We start from the raw sequence: 23,065 nt of genomic DNA, 5'->3' as shown, positions 1-23,065 counted from the left end.
GTTGGTCAGGTGCAGCCACATGGCGGCGCGGGCGGCGTCCGGGTCCTGGCGCTTGATGGCATTGAAAATGGCCTCGTGCTCCAAATTAGCCAACTGCGCCAGTTTCCCCAGGTCCGCTTGACCGCGTTCGACCACGTTCACCCGGGTTCGGGGAATCATCGCACTGCCCAGGTGCTGCATGATTTCGACAAAACAGGTGTTGTCCGTGGCTTCAGCGATGAGCAAATGAAAGCGCCGGTCGGCGTCGACGCAACTGTCGTTATTGCTGAGCAACCGCTGGTAATCATCCAGGGCCTGGCGCATCTGCTGCAGTTGGCGTTCATTGCACCGTAAGGCCGCCAGGGCCGCTGCCTGGGTTTCCAGGCCCAGGCGCAGTTCCAAGATCCCCCGCACACCTGCGGCGGTGTCGACATTGAGCCTCAGGCCCGGCTCACCGGTCTGTTCCAGCACAAAGGTGCCGATGCCGTGGCGAGTTTCCACCAGCCCCGAGGCCTGCAGCTTGGATATCGCCTCGCGCACCACCGTGCGGCTGACACCATGGGCCTGCACAATGGCACCTTCCGACGGCAGTTTTTCCCCCGGTTTCAACTGTCCCAGCAAAATGCTCTGGCTCAGCTTCGCCACCAGGTCATGGGCCAGGTTGTGGGTGCGTTTGCGCGGCGTTGCCTCGGTGTCTGGGTGCATGGGCCGTGGGTCCTCGAAACGGAGCAGACGGGTCGTGAGGTAAAAACTCCACGCCCCTTAGCTTGTATGACAAGTGCAATCATCTCAGTCATCGAACGGTTCCGCCAGCGCTAAACTGATCTTCCCCATGTTTCTTTTCTTTGCTAAAAAATCCAGCAAATTAAGGTGTTTCCGAATTTATTAAGGCAATTCATCCAAAAAAACCGACCAGCCTCCCTTGTAAGATAAAAAAATCAAGTTGTATGATGTCTATCAACATCGCCCTCCTGCGATGCCCCGCATAAAAACAACGAGTGGGAAAAACATGCAGACCCAAGAAGCCACCAAAGCCCCCATCATCACCAGCATGCAGGTCGTGCCGGTGGCCGGTCATGACGGCATGCTGCTGAATCTCAGTGGCGCCCATGGCCCGTTCTTTACCCGCAACATCGTCATTCTCAAAGACAACGCCGGCCACACCGGCGTGGGCGAAGTGCCCGGCGGCGAGCGCATTCGCCAGACCCTCGAAGACGCCCGCTCGCTGGTGGTCGGCAGCCCCATCGGCACCTATCAGAAGATTCTCAACACCGTACGCCAGGCCTTCGCCGACCGGGATGCCGGTGGTCGTGGCTTGCAGACGTTCGACCTGCGCATCACCATCCACGCGGTCACCGGCCTGGAAGCGGCGTTGCTGGACCTGCTGGGCCAGCACCTGGATGTACCGGTAGCCGCACTGCTCGGCGAAGGCCAGCAGCGTGATGAAGTGAAAATGCTCGGTTATCTGTTTTATGTGGGTGATCGCCAGCAAACTGACCTGCCCTACCGCAGCGAGCCGGACGCCGACAACGACTGGTTCCGCGTACGCCACGAAAAAGCCCTGGACGCCGACGCCGTGGTGCGCCTGGCCGAAGCCGCTCATTCGCGTTACGGCTTCCAGGACTTCAAGCTCAAGGGCGGCGTGCTCAAGGGCGACGAAGAAATCGAAGCCGTCACCGCCCTGGCCGAACGCTTCCCTCAAGCACGTATCACCCTGGACCCGAACGGCGCCTGGTCACTCAAGGAGGCCATCCGCCTCTGCCGGGACCAGCACAAGGTCCTGGCATACGCCGAAGATCCTTGTGGTGCCGAGAACGGTTATTCGGGCCGTGAGGTGATGGCCGAGTTCCGCCGCGCCACCGGTCTTAAAACCGCCACTAACATGATCGCCACCGATTGGCGCGAAATGGGCCATGCCATCACCTTGCAGTCGGTGGACATTCCCCTGGCCGACCCACACTTCTGGACCATGCAAGGTTCGGTTCGAGTGGCGCAGATGTGCAACGAATGGGGCCTGACCTGGGGCTCGCACTCCAACAACCACTTCGACATTTCCCTGGCGATGTTCACCCACGTAGCGGCGGCCGCACCGGGTGAGATCACGGCGATCGACACGCACTGGATCTGGCAGGATGGCCAGCGGCTGACCAAGGCTCCGTTGCAGATCCAGGGTGGCTGCGTACAGGTGCCAAAAAAACCGGGACTGGGGATCGAGCTGGACACCGACCAATTGGCCAAGGCTCATGAACTGTACAAAGGGATGGGGCTTGGCGCGCGGGATGATGCGGTTGCAATGCAGTATCTGATTCCGGGCTGGACGTTCAACAACAAGCAGCCGTGCCTGGTGCGCTGAACGAACCTTCTGGCTGAGCACCTATCCAGGTGGGAGCGAGCCTGCTCGCGATGAAGGCGGCACATCCAACATCGCAATCGCATCGCGAGCAGGCTCGCTCCCACAGGGTTAGTGCATGATAGGACCTGCTCCTAACCCTCCGGCCGCAGAATCAACACCGCCAATGGCGGCAAGTTGAGTTCCAGCGAAAGCGCCTGGCCATGGCTGGGCACTTCTTCGGTGAAGGCACCGCCGCTGTTACCGTAGTTGGAACCGGCATAGGTGTCGGCGTCACTGTTGAGCAATTCCACCCAGCGCCCGGCGAACGGCACGCCGATGCGGTATGCCGCGCGCGGCACGGGCGTGAAGTTGGCAACCACCAGCACCGGTCGACCTTCCTTGCTCCAACGCAACCAGGCGTAGACGCTGTTCACCGCATCATCACCAATCAGCCACTGGAACCCCTGAGGCGCGTCGTCCTGATCGTGCAGCGCCGGCTCTTCGCGATAGAGACGGTTCAGGTCGCTCACCAGCTTCTGCACCCCACGGTGCTCCGGGTATTGCAACAGGTACCAGTCCAGCTGCTGGTCGTGGTTCCACTCGCGCCATTGGCCGAACTCGCAGCCCATGAACAGAAGCTTCTTGCCGGGATGGCCCCACATGAAACTCAGATAGGCCCGCAAGTTGGCGAATTTCTGCCAGCGATCGCCCGGCATCTTGTCGATCAGCGAGCGTTTGCCATGCACCACTTCGTCATGGGAAATCGGCAGGACAAAGCGCTCGGACCACGCGTACATCAGGCCGAAACTCAGTTCGTTGTGATGGTGGGCGCGGTACACCGGGTCCTGCTGGATGTAATGCAGCGAATCGTGCATCCAGCCCATGTTCCACTTATAGGCGAAACCAAGGCCGCCCTGTTGCGTGCTCTGACTGACGCCGGGCCAGGCGGTGGACTCTTCGGCGATAACCAACGCACCGGGGGTTTCCAGCGCCACCACGTCATTGAGGTGCCGCAGGAAGTCGATGGCTTCCAGGTTCTCCCGTCCACCGTGGCGATTGGGCACCCATTCGCCGGCCTTGCGTGAATAGTCGCGATACAACATCGAGGCGACGGCATCCACACGCAGGCCGTCGATGTGGAAGTGCTTCAGCCAATGCAGCGCCGAAGCGAGCATGAAACCATGGACTTCGGTGCGACCCAGGTTGTAGATCAGGGTGTCCCAATCCTGGTGAAAGCCTTCCAGCGGGTTGCCGTATTCGTACAGCGCGGTGCCGTCGAACTGGGCCAGACCGTGGGTATCGGTGGGGAAATGCGCCGGCACCCAATCGAGAATCACGCCGATGTCGGCCTGGTGACAGGCATTGACGAACGCCGCGAAATCGTCCGGCGTGCCGAAACGCGCCGTCGGGGCAAACTGTGAAAGCGGCTGGTAACCCCAGGAACCCCCGAACGGATGCTCCATGATCGGCATCAGCTCGATGTGGGTGAACCCCAGGTCCTTGACGTACGGAATCAGCCGTTCGGCCATTTCGTGCCAGGTGTATTGCCGGGCAACTTCTCCCGCCTCGTCGATTTCGCACTGCCAGGAGCCGGCGTGCAATTCGTAGATCGACAGCGGTGCGCCAGGCAACTGCCGCTCGCGACGATCTTGCATCCATTGCCCATCCTGCCACTCGATTTTCAGCGGCGCGGCGACCTTGGAAGCGGTATCCGGCGGCATTTGAGTGGCCAGCGCCACCGGGTCAGCCTTGAGCGGCAAAATGCCGTGGGCGCCGAGGATTTCATATTTGTAACCCTCGCCCGCGCCAAGCCGCGGGATGAACAACTCCCATACCCCGGACGGATAACGGATGCGCATTGGATGCCGGCGCCCGTCCCAGACGTTGAAATCGCCCACCACCGAGACTCGTCGCGCATTCGGTGCCCATACAGCAAAGCGCACGCCGTCGACGCCATCGACAGTGGTCAACTGCGCCCCCAGACAGGAACTGAGGTCGCGATGATTGCCTTCGGCAAACAGATATAGGTCCATTTCCCCCAGCAGTGGCCCGAAGCTGTAGGGGTCTTCGGCCACCTGCTCACCGCCGGCCCAGCGGGTGCGCAACAGGTAGGGTTGGGCGCGGTCGAAATGGCCGACAAACAGCCCCGGGGTTTCGCTGAGCTGCAAATCGCCCAGGACTTCGTCGCCATCGCGGGCCAACACTTGCACGCTCAAGGCGCCGGGCAGATACGCCCGGATGAACTGTCCGCCGGCACCATCGCCGTGAGGGCCAAGGATGGAAAACGGGTCCTGATGTTCTGCGCGCACCAGCGCGTCGATGTCATGGGGGGACGGCAGCAACGACTCTTTGGCCTGCCCCTGTGGTTCTTTGTTCGAGACACTCATGATTCTCTCCACTAAATCGGTCCGGCTAAGTCGGAAAAGGGTTTCAGCCCGCTCAATAACCCGTACAGACCGTGCAATGGCACGGGCAGCCAGGCGGGGCGATTCTCGGCTTCATAGGCCACTTCATAGGCCGCCTTCTCCAGGCCGAACAACGCCAGTGCGGCGTCTTCGCCTTCAGCATCCTTCCACTCATGGGCAAGACTAGCTGCCGCCAGCCGATATGCCTCAACAAATGCCTGACGGGCCTCTTTCAAATAACGATCAGCCACCCGTTGCCGTGCCGCGTCGGCGTCGGCGGTGCTGTCAACGGTGTTCAGGTGGATCGCCATGGCGGCTGCGTAATCGAAGGAGCGCAGCACGCCGCTGACGTCCTTGTACGGGCTGTGCTTGCCGCGGCGCTCATGCAGTGGTCGTGCCGGCTCGCCCTCGAAGTCGATCAGGTAGGCGTCGCCCTTGATCACCAGCACCTGCCCCAAGTGAAGGTCGCCGTGGACGCGGATGCGCAAGCCACCGACAGCCTTGCCGGCCAGTTCCTGGATGTGCGCCAGAACGGTCTTCTTGTGTTCCAGCAAGCGGGCGACCAAGGCCTGGTCCGCCGGGTTCAATTGGCCCTGGTTCTGCTTGAGCAGGCGCAAGGCGTTCTCAACCTGCGCGGCCACATCCTTGCCGATGGCCTGGGCCTCCTTGGCGTTGGTGGCCTGGGGCGCGAAGTCCGGGTTATCGGTGGCCTGAGCCAGTACCTCGTGCATTTCCCCCAGGCGCTGGCCGAGCATGCCGGCGAAGTCCTTGAGTTCGCCCAAGGCGTTGTAGTGCTGTTCCTGCTCGGACACGGCATCGGCCAGCTCATCACGCAGGGCGCGTTCGAGGTTGTTCTGGGTCCATTCCCAGGCGTCGCCCTGATTGCTCAGGTAGCCTTGGGCGATCATCAGCAGCGCATCTTCGCCCTCGGTGTCACGGCGAATCACCGAACCGAGCAGCGGCGAAATATTGCTGAAACCTGCGGCTGTCAGGTAGGCACTCATTTCCAGCTCCGGGTGTACGCCCGACGCCACTTTGCGGATCAGTTTGAGCACCAGACTGCCGCCCACCACCACCGAACTGTTGGACTGCTCGGCGGACAGGTAACGCACCTCCGGCTCGTCTCCCAGGTTCAATGGGGCCAGGCCTTCGGTGGGTTCAAACCGCAGCTCGCCTTCGCTGCAAGGCAGCACCGTATTGGCCTGCATGCTTTGCAGAACCGCCCGCACGAAACTTTCCAGGCTGAACGCATCGGTGATCAAACCGACCTGACGGACCCGGCGAACCCGAGACAGCGCCAATTGCTGTGGCAACGCCGCGCCCACCTGGTCTTCGGCCAGCAGACCGAAGGGCAGTTGGTAACGCAGGGTCTGGCCAGCGCTGGTGACGTCGATTTCGCTGAGCAGCACCGGGTGCTGCGGATCGCCGAAACGCACGCCATAGACAATATTGACCTTCTCGATCGCGCTGTCTTTGCCGGCAAACCAGCGACGATTTTGCAGCCAACTCGGCAGGATAGTCTGCTCCAGCGTGGTGCGCGACGGTGCTTCGAGCAGCTCTTCCAGGCGTTTCTTCAGCACCAGGGTGGTGAAGTCCGGCAGGCTCTGGGCCGGCTCCACATGCCAGCTTGGCATCTGGTTTTCTGTTGCCAGGGCAAACCAGTAGAAGCCGTACGGCGGCAAGGTCAGCAGGAAATTCAGCTGGCCGATGGGCGGGAAGGCATTGCCCCCCAGCATTTCCACCGGGACCATCCCGGCATAGGCCGACAGGTCCAGTTCGGCGGCCTGGGCGCTACGGGACACGTTGGCCACGCACAGGATGATTTCGTGCTTGCCATCGGGGCCGGTGTATTCGCGGGTATAAGCCAGGATCCGGCGGTTGCTTGGCGAGAGCATCTTCAGCGTGCCACGGCCAAAAGCCTTGGACTGCTTGCGCACCGCCAGCATCCGCCGGGTCCAGTTCAGCAATGAATGAGGATCGCCGGCCTGGGTCTCGACGTTGACCGACTGGTAACCGTATTGCGGGTCCATGATCGGCGGCAGTACCAGGCTGGCCGGGTCGGCGCGGGAGAAACCGCCGTTGCGGTCGATCGACCACTGCATCGGCGTGCGCACGCCGTCGCGGTCGCCCAGGTAGATGTTGTCGCCCATGCCGATTTCATCGCCGTAGTACAAGGTCGGCGTGCCGGGCATCGACAGCAGCAGGCTGTTGAGCAACTCGACACGGCGGCGGTCGCGCTCCATCAGCGGCGCCAGACGTCGGCGGATCCCCAGGTTAATCCGCGCCCGACGGTCGGCCGCGTAGTAATTCCACAGGTAGTCGCGCTCCTTGTCGGTGACCATCTCCAGGGTCAACTCATCGTGGTTGCGCAGGAAAATCGCCCACTGGCAATTGGCCGGAATTTCCGGGGTCTGGCGGAGAATGTCGGTGATGGGGAAGCGGTCTTCCTGGGCCAGCGCCATGTACATGCGCGGCATCAGCGGGAAATGGAACGCCATGTGGCATTCGTCACCGTTCAAACCCTGGGCGTCGACATCGCCGAAGTACAACTGGGTGTCTTCCGGCCACTGGTTGGCCTCGGCCAACAGCATACGGTCGGGGTAATTGGCATCGATCTCGGCGCGGATCTGCTTGAGGACGTCGTGGGTCTCGGGCAGGTTCTCGTTGTTGGTGCCGTCGCGCTCGATCAGGTACGGGATCGCATCCAGACGCAGGCCGTCGATGCCCATGTCCAGCCAGTAACGCATCACCGACAGTACGGCTTTGATCACTTGGGGGTTATCGAAGTTGAGGTCCGGCTGGTGGGAATAGAAACGGTGCCAGAAGTATTGGCCGGCTACCGGATCCCAAGTCCAGTTGGATTTCTCGGTGTCGAGGAAAATGATCCGCGTGCCATCGTACTTGTGATCGTCGTCGGACCAGACGTAGAAATCCCGCGCCTTCGAACCCGGCTTGGCTTTGCGCGCGCGCTGGAACCATGGATGCTGGTCGGAGGTGTGGTTGATGACCAGCTCGGTGATCACCCGCAGATTACGCTTGTGGGCTTCGGCGATGAAACGCCGCGCATCGGCCATGGTGCCGTAGTCGGGGCTGACACCTCGGTACTCGGCGATGTCGTAGCCATCATCGCGCCTGGGCGAAGGATAGAACGGCAGCAGCCAGATCGTGTTGACGCCCAGATCGGCGATGTAGTCGAGCTTTTCGATCAATCCGGGAAAGTCACCGATCCCGTCGTTATTGGAATCGAAATAGGATTTGACGTGGACCTGATAAATCACCGCGTCCTTGTACCAGAGCGGGTCTTTGATAAAGGTGGCAGACCGGGGTTTCTTCGCCATTTGCAACTCCTGAGAAATTCTGTAAAGCCGCTGAAACAGGCTTGTAAGGTCTTTTTGTGTCGTGGGGCCTTTTTGTGGCGAGGGGATTTATCCTCACTTTGTGGGAGCAAAGCTTGCTCGCGATGCAGGCGCCTCGATTCCCCTGAAGAGCGCGTCAACTTCATCGCGGGCAAGCCTTGCTCCCACAGCCTTACGCCACGCTGATCCGCCATATCCCGAACGGTTGGTAGGCCGGGTCGATACGCATGAACTGGTACTTGCCATACCACGTCCAACGATGCCCGCTCATCAAATCCTCGCCTTGGGTCTGGGCATCGTCCGGCAGCCCCATCTCCCACAGCGGCAACTCGAAATTGGCTTCCTGCGGGGTATGCGGGTCGAGACTCACTGCCACCAGAATGAAATTGCTGCCATCGGCGGTGCGTTTGCCGAAGTACAGGATGTTGTCGTTCCAGGCGTTGTAGATCGTCAGGCCCAAGTGCGTATGCAGCGCCGGGTTTTGCCGGCGGATGCGATTGAGCTGGGCGATTTCGGCAATGATGTTGCCCGGCGCGGTGAAGTCCCGGGGGCGGATCTCATACTTCTCCGAGTCGAGGTATTCCTCCTTGCCCGGCACTGGCGCCGATTCGCACAATTCAAACCCCGAGTACATGCCCCACAGGCCCGAGCCCATGGTCGCCAGGGCCGCGCGGATCAGAAACCCGGCGCGCCCCGACTCATGGAGAAACGCCGGGTTGATGTCCGGCGTGTTGACGAAAAAGTTCGGCCGGTAGCACTCGCGTAACGGAGATTCGTTGAGCTCGGTGAAATACGTCGCCAGTTCGGTCTTGGTATTGCGCCAGGTGAAATAGGTGTAGCTCTGGGAATAACCGACCTTGCCCAGGCGCGCCATCATGGCCGGCGTGGTGAAGGCTTCGGCGAGGAACATCACTTCAGGGTGCTGGGCCCGCACATCGGCAATCAACCACTGCCAGAACGGCAACGGCTTGGTGTGGGGATTGTCGACACGGAAGATCTTCACGCCTTCATTGACCCACCCCACCACCACGTCCCGCAGCTCCAGCCACAGGCTGGGAATCGCATCCGCGGCGTAGAAATCGACGTTGACGATGTCCTGGTATTTCTTCGGCGGGTTTTCCGCATATTTGATCGTGCCGTCCGGCCGCCAGCTGAACCAGCCCGGATGCTGCTTGAGCCACGGGTGGTCCTGGGAACACTGGATAGCAAAGTCCAGGGCAATCTCCAGGCCATGGTCGGCCGCCGCGGCCACCAGACGCCGAAAATCCTCGCGCGAGCCCAACTGCGGGTGAATCGCTTCGTGACCGCCCTCCTCGCTCCCGATGGCATAAGGGCTGCCCGGATCGTCGGGGCCGGCGGTGAGGGAGTTGTTCGGGCCCTTGCGAAAACTGCGACCAATAGGGTGGATCGGCGGGAAGTACAGCACATCGAACCCCATGTCCTGGATCACCGCCAGACGCGAATGCACGTCATTGAAGGTGCCATGACGCTTGGGATCATCGGTGATCGAGCGGGGAAAAAGCTCGTACCAACTGGCGAACTCGGCCAACTTGCGTTCGACGTCCAGAGGGTATTGCGGGCTGATACTCAAATAGGGGCGATGATCGGCCTGGGACATGAGACCGGCACTGCGGGGTGCCAGGAACAATGCCACCTGCTCGGCTGGCAACAGGCCGGAAAGCTCATGGTGCAACGCGGTCAATTGCTCCCTCAGCTCACCTTCGCTGCGCTCGGCCGCCATCTGCACCTGATTGCGTCCTTCCTGCAATTCCAGGCTGATGGGCACGCCGGCCGCGAATTTTTTCTCCAGCTCGTAGCGGAAACTGGCGAACTGGTCGATCCAGGCCTCGATGCGGAACACATAGAAGCCCTGCTCGGGCACATTGAACTGGCCTAGCCAGCCGTTATTGCCCAGCTCGGTCATGACCGCGCTGTTCCACGACTCATCCTTCAGCGCGCGCCAAAGGATATGCACGGCCAATTTGTCATGACCGTCGGCGAAGACTTTGCTGGTCACCGTCACGTCCTGCCCGGCCACGGCCTTGGCGGCGAATTGCCCGCCTTCGATGACCGGCATGGTGCTTTCAATGGCAATACGCGGCAGTAACAGGGCCTGGGACAATGGCAAATGCGGGTTGTACGACAGGTCAGTCGGGTGTTGTTCAGCAGTCATCGAGCATCGCTCCTTTTACGCCCCATGGACGTTGTGGCGGTAAAGGCCCAGTAGTCCTTGAAAGGATGGATCCCTGAAAAAACTCACTTAAACTCCGAACCGAACCGACGGTTAAAAGTTCAGAGTGATTTGCCCCGATGGCAGCGGGATCAAACCAGGCGCAGGGTGGTCAACAAGGTTAAGCACGACTCAAGCCATGTGCGTCACGGAGACCCGTCCTGATGAATATTCCCATCCCGGCTGAAACACCCGACCCCAACATTGACGACCCCACCCTGCCGCCACCCGGCCCCGAGCCGGAACCGATCCCGGAAAAAGACCCGCCGCTTGATCCCCAGCCTCCTCTGGGCGACCCGCCGAGCGAGGCGCCGGAGCGGGTTTGAACCAACAGCCTAGTGGATAACAAAAAACCTGTGGGAGCGGGCTTGCTCGCTCCACACAGGATTATGTGTTCTGGCTGGAGATCGCGGTCACGGCTTTTCCTCCTTCTCCAGCGCCCGGACAATCAGCGGCATTACGCTGAAGATCGCCAGCGCCAATACCGTACTGAGCACTGCCGTGGACTCGCGCCCCAGCCCGGCGGCGACGCCGATGGCGGCGGTCATCCACAGGCCGGCGGCGGTGGTCAGGCCTTTTACATGGCTTTCGTCACTATCGTTGCCCTTGAGGATAGTGCCCGCGCCCAGGAAACCGATGCCGGCGATAACACCCTGCACCACACGGCTCATGGCGTCAGCCTCGGAGCCGGACATCTGCGGCACCAGCACAAACAGCGCCGCCCCCAAGGCCACCAGCATATGGGTCCGGACCCCGGCGGCCTTGCCCTTGTGTTCACGCTCAAAACCCAGGATGCCGCCCAACAACGCAGCCATCAGCAGGCGTACGGTGACCCGCGTCATCTGCTGCGCATCGGTGATATCGGCGAATTCCGATTGCAGGGTTATCCAGACTTCATGCCACCAGGCGTCCATGAACGGTCCTCTTTCCAGTCGATAAACGATGGACCGCAAGCCAGGCCAGAGGTGCGCTCGACCGCTGATCAGACGCAACGAACCGCGGCTGCGGGCCGACGCCTAACGTTCAGGACATCCAGAAGGAAACCTAACCATGAGTTTCAATATCGATAGCAACCACATCTGCACCTTCGACACCGAAGAGTTCAACGAACAGCGACCCGCCAGCGAGTTGACCGTTATCACTGATGCGGAAAAAGCCATGTCGGCGGTGGATCTCAACGGCGGCCGGGTGTACATCACCGAGGCGCAAGCCGATGCCCTGACCGTGGCCGGGGCGGTCGATGGGCGTAAGAACCTCAAGGCGACTGATAGCGATTCGGTGATCTGAATCCCTTTGTCCCTTTGATTGAAGAGAAAATCGTCCTCTGTGCAGAGAGGCTGCGTGGGAGCAAGCCTTGCTCCCACGGCGGTCTTCGCCAACGAGATCTGTTCGCCTGATCTGGATGCATCAAAGTGTCGCAGGGCCAGGGCCTCACGGCATCTGATCCGGTTTTTATCGATATACCTGAGTCTGTTATGAAAACAGTTCGATGGTCATAGTGCGCCGGCCAGTTACAGGCTGAGGAGCGACCGACCATGAGCGAAAGAATCCCCGTCCAGTTGATACAGCACTTCGAACCCGCGCCGACGAAGATAAAGGCCCGGACCACCGATAACCTGATCCACACCCGCAGCTTCACCGGTTTGTTCCGCACTTTGCGCATCAGCGGTGCAGGGCTTCTGTTCCTGCTGTTTTTCGGTACGGTGTGGCTGAACTGGGGCGACCGCCAGGCGGTGCTCTGGGACCTCGCCGAAAGCAAATTCCACATTTTTGGCGCGACCTTCTGGCCCCAGGATTTCATCCTGCTGTCGGCACTGCTGATCATCGCCGCCTTCGGCCTGTTCGCGATCACCGTATTTGCCGGTCGGGTGTGGTGCGGCTACACCTGCCCGCAGAGTTCCTGGACCTGGATTTTCATGTGGTGCGAGAAAATCACCGAAGGCGAACGGCACCAGCGGATCAAGCTGCAGGCGGCGCCCTGGACCTTGAACAAGCTGCTGCGTCGCTCAGCCAAACATACATTGTGGCTGGCAATCAGCCTGCTCACCGGCTTGACCTTTGTCGGTTATTTCACGCCGATCCGCCCGCTGGCCGAAGAACTTCTGACCCTGCAAATGGCCGGTGTCAGTCTGTTCTGGGTGCTGTTCTTTACCGGCGCCACCTACCTCAACGCCGGCTGGCTGCGTGAAGCGGTGTGCATGCACATGTGCCCCTATGCACGGTTTCAGAGCGTGATGTTCGATAAAGACACCCTGACCATTTCCTATGACACCGCACGTGGCGAAATCCGGGGCCCGCGCAAGCGCGAAGTGAACCCGGCCAATGTGGGTTTGGGCGATTGCATCGATTGCCAGATGTGCGTGCAGGTCTGTCCCACCGGCATCGACATTCGCGACGGCCTGCAAATGGAGTGCATCGGGTGCGCCGCCTGCATCGATGCCTGCGATTCGATCATGGACAAGATGGGTTATGCCCGTGGCCTGATCAAGTACACCTCTGAACATCAGTTGCAAGGTGGCAGGACTCGCCTGCTGCGACCGCGGTTGATTGGCTATACCGCCGTGCTGCTGGTGATGATCGGGGCCTTGGCCGTGGCGCTGGCAGAACGCCCCATGGTGTCGCTGGACGTGACCAAGGACCGTGGGCTGTTCCGCGAAAACAGTCTGGGCCAGATCGAGAACATCTACAGCCTGAAAATCATCAACAAGACCCAGCAGCGCCAGGATTATCAGCTGTCCTTGGCGGACGCCGAAGGTTTTGTCCTGCAGGGCAAAACGCAACTGAGCCTGGCGCCGGGGGAAATCCTCGACGTACCGGTGTCGGTGGCAATGCTCAGCGAACGGCCCCGTAGCGGCTCCCGGGAAATGGTCTTCAAGGTGGCCGACAGTGACGAGCCTGGGACTTTCAGTGAGGCCACGAGCCGCTTTGTGGCGCCGATAAATCGTTGAGGCTTAAGATGCCGAACCTTTGTGGGAGCGAGCCTGCTCGCGATGGCGGACGGTCAAACAATATCAACATTGAATGTACCGGCCCCATCGCGAGCAGGCTCGCTCCCACAGGTAACTGCGCAAGCCGTGCGTTACCCCCTGAATTGTTCAAGAGCGGGCCCGCTATGAAACGCTACGAGAAATTCGCCGACGACATCGCTGAGCTGATCCGCTCCGGCGTGCTGGGCCCAGGGCAGCGTGTGCCATCGGTGCGTTATGCCAGCCAGACCTACGGCGTCAGCCCGTCCACGGTGTTCCAGGCCTACTACCTGCTGGAGCGTCGTGGCCTGATCCGGGCTCGTCCGCGCTCCGGCTACTTCGTCAACGCCCATACACCGAATCCGTTCGCCGAGCCGGTGATCAGCACCCAGGTGCACGACAGCACCGAAGTCGACGTCAGCGAGTTGGTGTTTTCGGTGCTGGACTCGATCAAGGATCCAGCCACCGTACCGTTCGGCTCGGCGTTCCCCAGCCCGACCCTGTTTCCCCTGCAACGACTGTCCCGCTCGCTGTCCAGCGCAACGCGGGATATGGACCCCCGAATGGTGGTCACGGACATGTCGCCGGGCAATCCGCAATTGCGCCGACAGATCGCCCTGCGCTACATGGTCGGCGGGCTGATGCTGCCCATGGAAGAACTGCTGGTCACCAATGGCGCCCTGGAAGCCTTGAACCTGTGCCTGCAAGCCGTCACCGAGCCCGGCGACCTGGTGGCCATCGAGGCGCCGGCGTTCTACGCCAGCCTGCAAGTGCTGGAGCGGCTCAAGCTCAAGGCAGTGGAAATTCCGGTACACCCACGCGACGGCATCGATCTGGATGTATTGGAGCAGACGCTGGAGCGCCACCCGATCAAAGCATGCTGGTGCATGACCAGTTTCCAGAACCCCATGGGCGCGACCATGCCCGAGGAAAGAAAACAGGCGTTGGTGGAGTTGTTACGCCGTCATCAGGTGCCGCTGATCGAGGACGACGTGTACGCAGAACTCTATTACGGCCAGCAGGCACCCAAGCCGGCCAAGGCGTTCGACACCGAAGGGTTGGTGATGCATTGCGGTTCGTTCGCCAAGAGCCTGGCGCCGGGCTATCGCATCGGCTGGGTCGCCGCCGGGCGTTACGCTCAGAAGATCGAACGGCTCAAACTCATGACGTCACTGTGCGCCTCGATGCCGGCCCAGGCGGCCATCGCCGATTACCTGCAACACGGTGGTTATGATCGTCATCTGCGCAAACTGCGCTACGCCCTGGAAGAACAGCAAAGCGCCATGCTCGCCGCCATCGCCCGCTACTTCCCCGCACAGACCCGCGTCAGCCAGCCGGCGGGTGGGTATTTCCTGTGGCTGGAACTGCCGGAGCAGATGGACTCGCTGAAACTGTTCCAGATGGCCTTGGCCCAAGGCATCAGCATCGCTCCTGGGCCGATCTTTTCACCGACCCGGCGTTTCGGCAATTGCATCCGTTTGAACTACGGCAGCCCGTGGACCGAAGTGTCGGAGAAAGCCATGGAGACGTTGGGGCGGATTATTCGGTCGTTTTGATATGGGGTTGTCTGTTATTGCCCCATCGCGAGCAGGCTCACTCCCACAGTGGGTTTGCGGCGAGACGAATCTCTCAGCTACTCAGCAGATCTCATGTGGGAGCGAGCCTGCTCGCGATGGCGGCAGAACAGACAACTGATATTTCAAAGCTCAGCGCCCGCCCCCCAAATCCACAAACGTCCCGGTCGCATACGAAGCCTTGTCCGACAGCAACCAGATAATCGCTTCAGCCACTTCATCGGGACGGCCGCCACGTGCCATGGGGATTGCCGACTCCAGCTTGCTGACCCGGTCCGGGTCGCCGCTGAGGGCATGAAAATCGGTGTAGATATAACCTGGGCGAACCGCATTGACGCGGATACCTTCTCCAGCGACTTCCTTGGACAGGCCAATGGTGAACGTGTCCAGCGCGCCTTTGGAGGCCGCGTAGTCGACATACTCGCCCGGCGCGCCCAGGCGGGCGGCCACCGAGGAGACGTTCACAATACTGCCACCTTGCCCGCCATGCCTGGGCGACATGCGCAACACCGCGTGCTTGGCGCAGAGGATTGGCCCCAGCACGTTGGTCTTCATGATCTTGAGAATGCGGAACTCGGACATTTCGTCGAGTCGGGACTTGTGGGCGACCGTGCCGGCGTTGTTCACCAAAGCGGTGACGCGACCCAACTCAGCGTCCACACGATCGAACAGCGCGACCACTTCGTCTTCGATGCTGACATCCGCCCGCACGGCAATCGCCTGGGCGCCCTTGGCCCGGACCTGTCCGAGCACATCCTGCGCGGCGCCTTCATCAGACTGGTAATTGATGCAGATCCGATAGCCCAGGTCGGCAGCCAACAGCGCCGTGGCCGCCCCGATCCCGCGGCCGCCACCGGTGATAACGATGACTTTATCCACGTTTGCTCTCCCCATTGCACGGATAGACGTCCGGCCCAAGAATAGCGTTCACGCTGCGCTTTTGCACAAGCCGTTGCGCGTGGCGCCGGCCTCAGCGGCTCAAGGCCCGCAGATCCAGACGTCCATCCAGCAACGGCGGGCACCAGTAGTAGCCCCCCGTGATCGGCCGGCTCATGCGATACAGGCCGTCGGTGATACCGTCCTCCAGGCCGCTCATGCGCCGCAGTTGAGCCTCGAAAGCGTCGAGGGAGAAACCGAACGCCAGGAACATCAGGCCTGCGCGATCCCCTTCAATCCACGGCATGGAACGGCGTACGACGAAGGCTTCCGGGGCGAAGCTTTCCTGGGCGGTGCGTTTGACGTGGGCCGACTCCGGGGCATCGTCGATTTCCTCGTTGTCGCTCAGGCGCCGGCCCATGATGTTGTCGCGCTCATGGGGTTGCATGGCGGCGAAACCATCCAGATCGTGTTGCCACTGCTGGATCGCCGCAAAACTGCCACCGCGCACTCCATCGACACCTTGAGCCAGGGCAGCGGCGATGGCCGCTTCATCGTGAGGGTTCTCAGTGCCGTCTTCATAACCGGTCAGGTCATGGCCGGTCATATGACGGAAAGTTTCGTTCATCTGCACCAGGCGCAACGCCGGGGCCAGAGCGGCCTCGATGGCACGGCTGCGGTGCAGCAGCTCGCCACGGTCTTCGCCGTGTAGCCAGCACCACAGCGCGTGCTGGGTCGAAGGGTTGTCCACGCCCACGCCGGCCAGGGCCGGAAACGCCCGCAGGCCTTCGACCTGCGCACCCAGCGCCTGGACCAGCGACTCGCCCAGGCCGATCACTACTCGATCATCGACTTGCAACAAAAGCTTATCGATCGCAGCCGGCAGCGCCTCGACCGATTCCAGGGCAAAAAACAAGTGACGGGCCTGAGGCGGAACAGGGGTGGCGAGAATGCCGGGCTGGTAGTAGCTCATGTGGACTCCTTTAGAAAGAGCGCAAGTTTACCCGGCGACCAGTGGTTTGTGTGGTTTGCCATGGGCTGTCGAAGGCCAGGACGCTAAAGATTTTCGTAGGAAGTCTCTTGCAACCCGGTCAGATGACTCGGAACCCGGTTCGAACTGCAAGGATCCCGATTGCCGGACATCGGAAAACTCCCTAGATTGGGTGCCCCCAAAGCTGCTGGCAGAGCGGCTGGCACCCTCAGGACTCATGGAGAACGGTCAGACATGCACATTGCCAAATCGATACTTACGGGCGCTTTTTTCATCGCCTGCGGCACGACAACGGGCTTTGCCCAGGAGCGCGTTGAAGACACCGTCAATGCCGTGATCCAGCCCTTGATGAAACAACAGGACATCGCCGGCATGGCCGTGGCAATCACTCACAACGGTGAACGTCATTACTTCAATTACGGTGTGGCCTCCAAGGACACGAAGCAGGCAGTGACCGACCAGACGCTGTTCGAAATCGGCTCGGTCAGCAAGACCTTCACCGCCACCCTCGGTGCCTACGCCCAGGCCCAAGGCAAGCTGTCGCTGTCGGACCCGGCCGGTCGCTTCGCCCCCGAGCTGAGCGGCAGCGCCCTGCAAGGCATCAGCCTGCTCAACCTTGCCACCTACACGCCGGGTGGCCTGCCGTTGCAGTTTCCTGGCGAAGCGGACCATCCGGACCGGATGTTCAGTTACTACAAGACCTGGAAACCACTCTATCCGGCCGGTACCCAGCGGCTCTATTCAAACCCGAGCATCGGCCTGTTCGGCTACCTGGCGGCCCGCAGCCTGGAACGACCGTTCGATGAGGTGATGGAACAGACACTGATGCCGGGATTAGGCCTCAAGCACAGTTATGTACGGGTGCCCAAGGATCAATTGAGCCGTTACGCCCAAGGCTACGCGAAGGACGGCAAGCCAGTGCGGGTCGGACCGGGAGCGCTGGACGCCGAGGCCTATGGCGTGAAAACCAGTTCATCGGACCTGATCCGCTTCATCGAGGCTAACCTGCGGCCTGAAAAGCTGGACGCCGATCTGCGACAGGCCATCGCCACGACGCATACCGGGTTCTACAAGGCCAATGGCATGACCCAAGGGTTGGGTTGGGAGTTCTACCCCTACCCCGTCACGCTTGACGCACTATTGGCCGGCAATGCACCGCAGATGGCCCTGATGCCACAAAAAGTGGAGCCGCTCAACCCACCCCTGCCTGCGCCGGCCGACAGCTGGATCAACAAGACTGGCTCGACCGGTGGCTTTGGTGCCTATGCGGCGTTCGTTCCTGGAAAGGATATGGGGATCGTGATGCTGGCAAACAAAAACTACCCGATCGAGGAACGGGTGAAGGCCGCGCACAAGATCCTGACGGCGCTGGAGAAACGATAGGCGCCACCATCGCCTGACCGATCAATCCTCCAGCGGCTTCGGCGCAGTCATCGGTTTGCCCGTCTTGCCTGCCTTGGCACCCTTGCCTTCCTGGGCCGGCGCAGATTCAGGCGCGGGAGTCGGGGCTGGCGCCGCCGCTTCCTTTTCTGCTGGGGGCAGTTTATCGACGGTGTCGAAGATGTCCTTCAGCTCAATCGCTCCCGAGTGCTCAAGCTTCTTTTCTCCGTCCTTGCCCACCAGGATGATCTTGGTCTGGGCACCGGCCCCCAACCTGAGTGACCGGATCAGCGCCATGGTGCTTTGCGGGTCCAGGTCTTTGCCATCGCGCTGCCCCATCGTGTTGAGCACGGTGTAAAGCACTAGGTTGCGCTCGGAAAAACCCTGTTTGCCGGCCGGTTCCTCCAATGCTTTTTTCAGGCTGACCCATGCAGGATCGACGGTGCTTGGCGCGATGACAATCAAGGGGCGGGATTTGCCCTTGTCCGCGGCCAAGGGTGAGTCGCCATCCGCGGCGAACAAGGGACCTGCAATGGCCAACAAGGTAGCGAAGGTCAACGACCGAATGAGCATGCGCCTCTCCTTTTGATATCTACGCTGTACTGATTGCGCATGGCGGCGATTGTTCCGCGACAGTCGCCCAATACCGCGCCTGCCTGCCTTGAAGCTTAGGCCAGAGGGGTCATTGCGCAACCGTGGCGTGGGAGATGAACAATTTCGTGACAGGAGTCGGGCACAACTTATGTGGGAGCGAGCCTGCTCGCGATGGCGCACAGTCAATCCAGCAGATGTTCTGCTGTACCGGCCTCATCGCGAGCAGGCTCGCTCCCACATTGATTGGTGCGCAGGTTAGTTAGAACGCCAACTTGAACCCGATCATCGCCAGCATCACTGCCAGGCATGGGCGCAGCACCTCATCGGAAATGCGGCCCGACAAGTGACTGCCCAGGTAGATGCCCGGCAACGAGCCGACCAGCAGGTAACCCAGGATGTGCCAGTCCATGTTGCCCATGCTGGCGTGGCCCAGGCCAGCGACCAGGGTCAGCGGTACGGCGTGGGCGATTTCAGTGCCCACCAGGCGCTTGGTGACCAGGAATGGATAGAGAATGAACAGTGCGACAGTGCCCAGTGCGCCAGCGCCAATGGAGGTCAGTGCGACCATGACGCCCAATATCAGGCCAGTGACGACGGTGAGTACATTGAGCCGCGAGCCGGTGGGATTGTAGTGGCCGCCCGCACGATCATGGGCAAATTGCAGGAGGCGTTTCTTGAACAGAATCGCCAGGGCGGTGGCGAACAGCACAAAACCCAGGGCTTGCTTGATGATCGCGTTCATGGCGTCGGGCGAACTGTGCAGACTGCTGAGAAACCACAGCGTCAATCCTACCGCCGGCACACTGCCCAAGGTCAGCCAGCCGGTGATGGCCCAATCGATGTTGCGGTTCTTGGCGTGAACCAATACACCGCCGGACTTGGTAATCGCCGCGTACAGCAGATCGGTACCCACTGCGGTTGCAGGGTTGATACCAAACCACAACAGAATGGGGGTCATCAGCGAACCGCCGCCCACGCCGGTCATCCCGACGATAAAACCGACAACCAAGCCCGCTATGACTAAACCGACATTACCGAAATCCATTAAGCGCGACCGCATGAAATAAAATCTGGTCGCGAGCATAGCGATTTTTCTTATAACCACCTATACCAATGTGATCTATCTTTATTCCCTTTTCCTCTGACGTTACTGAACCGGCAGGAAGTTAAGAAAGAGCAGGCTCTGGGCATAGTTCAGACCGATCCGCCGGTAGCGCTCGTCCAGCATTTGGGTCAGCAGGTCCAGGCGCGCAACGATTTTTCCAAACTCCACGGCAAAGCTGAGATTGCTGCCCTCCTCCGAAATCTCATTGGAAAACAGCAGCGGTTTGCCGTCTTTGTCCAGTCGTTGGCTGAGTATCCAAGTGGCTTTTTCGATGTTGCGCGCCGCGTTGCTGACAAAGCGCGGGTCGATCGCGTCGGTCATGTAGAACTCGAGACGATTGCCATGGGCCGTGACCAGCATGCTGCCAATGGCGTAGATGAACGCCCCCACCCGATCCCCCAGGAACTCAGGGCTCATGGCATAGCTCAGGGCGGCCAGGTCCTTCTTGCCGCCCAGGGTCGGTAACGGCTGTTGCTGCTCGATGGCCAGGCGCACCTGCTTTTCCGCGGCACGGGCGTCGAGAAATCCGGACTTGCGCAACTCTTCGGGGTTGCGCAGATAAAGCTTGTTCATCAGCAGATAGAGGCTTTGCAGGTTGTCATGCATCGCCAGTGTGGCCATGCGGTCAACGCTGGTCTGCAGCAGTTCCTGAGGCCTGGTGTTGCTTAACTGCCTGACCATGTCTTGCCCCTGCTGATGACTGCAACCGCCGCCAAGCAACATCAACACGCCGACCAACAGCGCTGAACAGCGACGTCGCGACACCATCACGAAATGAAAAACACCGGCCATCGAGTCTCGGTCTGGGCTTGGGGAGGCGGTGGGGGTCGCCGCTTCCTGGCCATGGATAGAGCGGCAAAAAACGTAAAAGTGCGATGGACGAGGGAAAACCACACAGATGGGGAAGATCCGCCCCGCTCAATTAGTATGACTTTTTAATTGATTAATCGCGATTAATGGCTATAAATCCCTTCTAGCCTTTCAAATAGAAAGACTACTAACCGAATATACCTTCATCGCTGTCCGACTAAACACCGGACTCGACCCGCGTTCCAAACAACAACAAGACAGGAAGGAAGGTCACACCATGCTTGAATCCAGACATCTGCTCACGGCTCTCGGAGTGTCTCTGATGATCGCCACCTCTGCATCCCAGGCCGCCGGCCTGAGCAATGAACGCGCAGCGTTCGGCAAGACCAGCGACGGTACCGCGGTGGAAAAATTCGTCCTGCGCAACAGCCACGGCATGGAGGCTACTGTCATCACGTACGGCGGGATCCTCCAGTCACTGATCGTGCCGGACAAGAACGGTATGGCCGCCGATGTTGTGCTGGGCTTCGACGATGTGCAGGGTTACCAGAAGAACGGCAATGTGTATTTCGGCGCAACCATTGGCCGCTTCGGCAATCGCCTGGCTGGCGGCGCATTCGAGTTGGACGGCAAGCGTTACCAGGTGCCGCAGAACGACAAGAGCAACTCCCTGCACGGCGGACCGCAAGGTTTCGACAAACGCGTCTGGAAGGCCGAACCCCATGACGGCAAGGACTCGGTGGGCGTGACCCTGACCTACCTGTCGGCGGATGGCGAGATGGGTTTCCCAGGCGCACTGAAAACAGATGTCACCTACAGCCTCAATGAACAGAACGAATTACGTATCGAGTACCAGGCCACCACCGACAAACCCACAGTGCTGAACCTGACCAACCACAGCTATTTCAACCTCGCCGGTGCCGGTAACGGCGACATACTCAAACAGGTCGCGACCCTGCATGCCGCCCATTACACCCCGGTGACCGACAAGCTTATCCCCACCGGTGAGTTGGCCCCCGTGGCCGGTACGCCGATGGACTTCACCAAGCCCACCGCCATCGGCACCCATATCAAGGCCGATCACCCGCAGCTCAAATTCGCCGAACCCAAACAGGGCGGTTTCGATTTCAACTGGGCGCTTGACGCCAAGGGTGACGTGAGCAAACTGGCCGCTGATGTCTACGACCCACAGTCCGGACGGCGCTTGGAGCTCTACACCACCGAGCCTGGCGTGCAGTTCTATACCAGCAACTTCCTCGACGGCACGATCAAGGGCAAGCACGGCAAGGTCTATCCGCATTGGGGCGCGTTCACTCTGGAAACCCAACACTACCCCGACTCGCCAAACCAGCCGAACTTCCCATCGACCCGGCTTGACCCCGGCCAGACCTACACCCAGACCATGGTGTTGAAGTTCTCCGCACAATAAATCCTGCCCTTCGAAAAGATCGTTCCCACGGCGGTGGGGACGACCAACCTTGAACACCTGGTCTATCCTGCTGCCACACGTCTGATGTTCTGCAAACAGGAGGTAGACATGAGGACTCTGGAGCTGGCTGGCGAGGCCGTACCGGTGATTGGCCAAGGCACCTGGCGCATGGGTGAAGAAGCGTCGCTTCACAAGAAGGAAGTGGCGGCCCTGCGCCTGGGCATTGAATTGGGCATGACGCTGATCGACACGGCGGAGATGTACGCCGAGGGCGGCGCCGAAGAGGTCGTTGGGGAAGCGATCACCGGCCTGCGGGACCAGGTTTTCCTGGTGAGCAAGGTGTATCCCCACAATGCCAGCCGCAAAGGCATTGCGCTTGCCTGCGAACGCAGTTTGCGCCGACTGGACACCGATTACATCGACCTCTATCTGCTGCATTGGCGCGGGCAATACCCGCTGGAAGAAACCGTCGAAGCGTTCGAACGCCTGCGCGAAGAAGGCAAGATCGGCCGCTGGGGCGTGTCGAACTTTGATGTCGCGGACCTTGAAGAACTGGCTTCACCGGCCTGCGCCACCAACCAGGTGCTGTACAACCTGCAGGAGCGTGGCATCGAATTCGACCTGCTGCCCTGGTGCCAACAGCAGCGCATGCCAGTCATGGCTTACTGCCCGGTCGGCCAGGGCGGGCAACTGCTCAAGGACCACACCTTGGGGCAGATCGCCGAACGCCATGGCGCAACCCCAGCGCAGATCGCCCTGGCCTGGCTGTTGCGTCAGGACAATGTCATTGCCATTCCCAAAGCCGTTCAGAGCGAACATGTGCGCTTGAACGCCGAAGCGGCCAACCTGAAGCTCGCACCCCAGGATCTGGCGGCGCTGGATTTGATATTCCCGCAGCCCGAAGGCAAGCAGCGCTTGGCGATGGTCTAGTTCTCACGAGCAAAGCGCTTTTGTGGCGAGGGCGCTTGCTCCCGCTGGGGCGCGTAGCGGCCGCTTCTGGCGGTTGCTGCGCAACCCAGCGGAAGCAAGCGCCCTCGC

18 protein-coding genes are annotated in these 23,065 nt (G+C 60.6%); 8 read left to right on the top strand and 10 right to left on the bottom strand.

Annotation, left to right across the window (positions count from 1 at the left end):
* Positions 1-684 (bottom strand): FadR/GntR family transcriptional regulator (locus GSM73_RS25125; protein ID WP_160894365.1); only part of this gene is annotated, 684 nt, incomplete at its 3' end.
* A 304-nt stretch (positions 685-988) separates the two neighbouring features.
* On the opposite strand from GSM73_RS25125, the gene gudD reads away from it, so the two are divergent.
* Positions 989-2,332 carry a glucarate dehydratase gene (gene gudD, locus GSM73_RS25120; protein ID WP_160894147.1) on the top strand — a complete coding sequence of 448 codons (1,344 nt, stop codon included), beginning with the start codon at positions 989-991 and terminating at the stop codon, positions 2,330-2,332.
* Between the two features lie 131 nt (positions 2,333-2,463).
* On the opposite strand, the gene glgB is transcribed toward gudD, so the two are convergent.
* The 3 genes from glgB to GSM73_RS25105 all read right to left on the bottom strand — a co-directional run bounded on the left by glgB (position 2,464) and on the right by GSM73_RS25105 (position 10,245).
* Positions 2,464-4,698: a 1,4-alpha-glucan branching protein GlgB gene (gene glgB / locus GSM73_RS25115; protein WP_076384013.1), complete on the bottom strand. Its 2,235-nt coding sequence runs from the start codon at positions 4,696-4,698 to the stop codon at positions 2,464-2,466.
* 11 nt (positions 4,699-4,709) lie between these two features.
* Entirely contained in the window at positions 4,710-8,054 is a 3,345-nt protein-coding gene (treS, locus tag GSM73_RS25110; RefSeq protein ID WP_107322631.1) for a maltose alpha-D-glucosyltransferase, read from the bottom strand.
* Positions 8,055-8,244: 190 nt separating this feature from the next.
* Positions 8,245-10,245: an alpha-1,4-glucan--maltose-1-phosphate maltosyltransferase gene (locus GSM73_RS25105; RefSeq protein ID WP_076384011.1), complete on the bottom strand. Its 2,001-nt coding sequence runs from the start codon at positions 10,243-10,245 to the stop codon at positions 8,245-8,247.
* 221 nt (positions 10,246-10,466) lie between these two features.
* Between GSM73_RS25105 and GSM73_RS26480 the strand changes: the two genes are divergently transcribed.
* Positions 10,467-10,628 carry a hypothetical protein gene (locus GSM73_RS26480; RefSeq protein WP_172833790.1) on the top strand — a complete coding sequence of 54 codons (162 nt, stop codon included), beginning with the start codon at positions 10,467-10,469 and terminating at the stop codon, positions 10,626-10,628.
* A gap of 87 nt (positions 10,629-10,715) precedes the next feature.
* Here GSM73_RS26480 and GSM73_RS25100 read toward each other — a convergent pair whose 3' ends face one another.
* Entirely contained in the window at positions 10,716-11,216 is a 501-nt protein-coding gene (locus GSM73_RS25100) for an MgtC/SapB family protein (protein ID WP_076384010.1), read from the bottom strand.
* A 136-nt stretch (positions 11,217-11,352) separates the two neighbouring features.
* On the opposite strand from GSM73_RS25100, the gene GSM73_RS25095 reads away from it, so the two are divergent.
* The 3 genes from GSM73_RS25095 to mapR all read left to right on the top strand — a co-directional run bounded on the left by GSM73_RS25095 (position 11,353) and on the right by mapR (position 14,824).
* Complete coding sequence (locus GSM73_RS25095) at positions 11,353-11,589, top strand: DUF3203 family protein (RefSeq protein WP_047227771.1); 237 nt, start codon at positions 11,353-11,355, stop codon at positions 11,587-11,589.
* A 248-nt stretch (positions 11,590-11,837) separates the two neighbouring features.
* Entirely contained in the window at positions 11,838-13,250 is a 1,413-nt protein-coding gene (ccoG, locus tag GSM73_RS25090) for a cytochrome c oxidase accessory protein CcoG (RefSeq protein ID WP_047227770.1), read from the top strand.
* A 164-nt stretch (positions 13,251-13,414) separates the two neighbouring features.
* Positions 13,415-14,824 carry a GntR family transcriptional regulator MpaR gene (gene mapR / locus GSM73_RS25085; protein WP_047227769.1) on the top strand — a complete coding sequence of 470 codons (1,410 nt, stop codon included), beginning with the start codon at positions 13,415-13,417 and terminating at the stop codon, positions 14,822-14,824.
* Between the two features lie 150 nt (positions 14,825-14,974).
* Here the strand turns inward: mapR and GSM73_RS25080 are convergent, their stop codons facing one another.
* On the bottom strand, positions 14,975-15,721 hold the full coding sequence (locus GSM73_RS25080) for an SDR family oxidoreductase (protein ID WP_076384007.1): 747 nt from the start codon (positions 15,719-15,721) through the stop codon (positions 14,975-14,977).
* A gap of 91 nt (positions 15,722-15,812) precedes the next feature.
* Entirely contained in the window at positions 15,813-16,691 is an 879-nt protein-coding gene (locus GSM73_RS25075) for a Dyp-type peroxidase (protein ID WP_047227767.1), read from the bottom strand.
* Between the two features lie 252 nt (positions 16,692-16,943).
* On the opposite strand from GSM73_RS25075, the gene ampC reads away from it, so the two are divergent.
* Entirely contained in the window at positions 16,944-18,092 is a 1,149-nt protein-coding gene (gene ampC / locus GSM73_RS25070) for a class C beta-lactamase (RefSeq protein ID WP_076384006.1), read from the top strand.
* A 21-nt stretch (positions 18,093-18,113) separates the two neighbouring features.
* On the opposite strand, the gene GSM73_RS25065 is transcribed toward ampC, so the two are convergent.
* The 3 genes from GSM73_RS25065 to GSM73_RS25055 form a co-directional block, all read right to left on the bottom strand.
* Positions 18,114-18,662: a DUF4174 domain-containing protein gene (locus GSM73_RS25065; protein WP_160894145.1), complete on the bottom strand. Its 549-nt coding sequence runs from the start codon at positions 18,660-18,662 to the stop codon at positions 18,114-18,116.
* Positions 18,663-18,942: 280 nt separating this feature from the next.
* Positions 18,943-19,728, bottom strand: coding sequence for a sulfite exporter TauE/SafE family protein (locus GSM73_RS25060; RefSeq protein WP_047227884.1), 786 nt, complete (start codon positions 19,726-19,728; stop codon positions 18,943-18,945).
* 102 nt (positions 19,729-19,830) lie between these two features.
* Positions 19,831-20,556, bottom strand: a complete 726-nt coding sequence (locus tag GSM73_RS25055; protein ID WP_372241416.1) for a hypothetical protein — start codon at positions 20,554-20,556, stop codon at positions 19,831-19,833.
* A gap of 319 nt (positions 20,557-20,875) precedes the next feature.
* Between GSM73_RS25055 and GSM73_RS25050 the strand changes: the two genes are divergently transcribed.
* Both GSM73_RS25050 and GSM73_RS25045 read left to right on the top strand, forming a co-directional pair.
* Complete coding sequence (locus GSM73_RS25050; RefSeq protein WP_160894140.1) at positions 20,876-22,027, top strand: aldose epimerase family protein; 1,152 nt, start codon at positions 20,876-20,878, stop codon at positions 22,025-22,027.
* Between the two features lie 108 nt (positions 22,028-22,135).
* Positions 22,136-22,957, top strand: coding sequence for an aldo/keto reductase (locus tag GSM73_RS25045; protein WP_047227762.1), 822 nt, complete (start codon positions 22,136-22,138; stop codon positions 22,955-22,957).
* The last annotated feature ends 108 nt before the right edge of the window (positions 22,958-23,065 follow it).

Source organism: Pseudomonas sp. PICF6 (assembly GCF_009831705.1).
Lineage (GTDB): Bacteria > Pseudomonadota > Gammaproteobacteria > Pseudomonadales > Pseudomonadaceae > Aquipseudomonas > Aquipseudomonas rhizophila.
The sequence above is the reverse complement of the archived record's forward strand: the minus strand, read 5'-3'. Positions and strand labels throughout refer to the sequence as shown.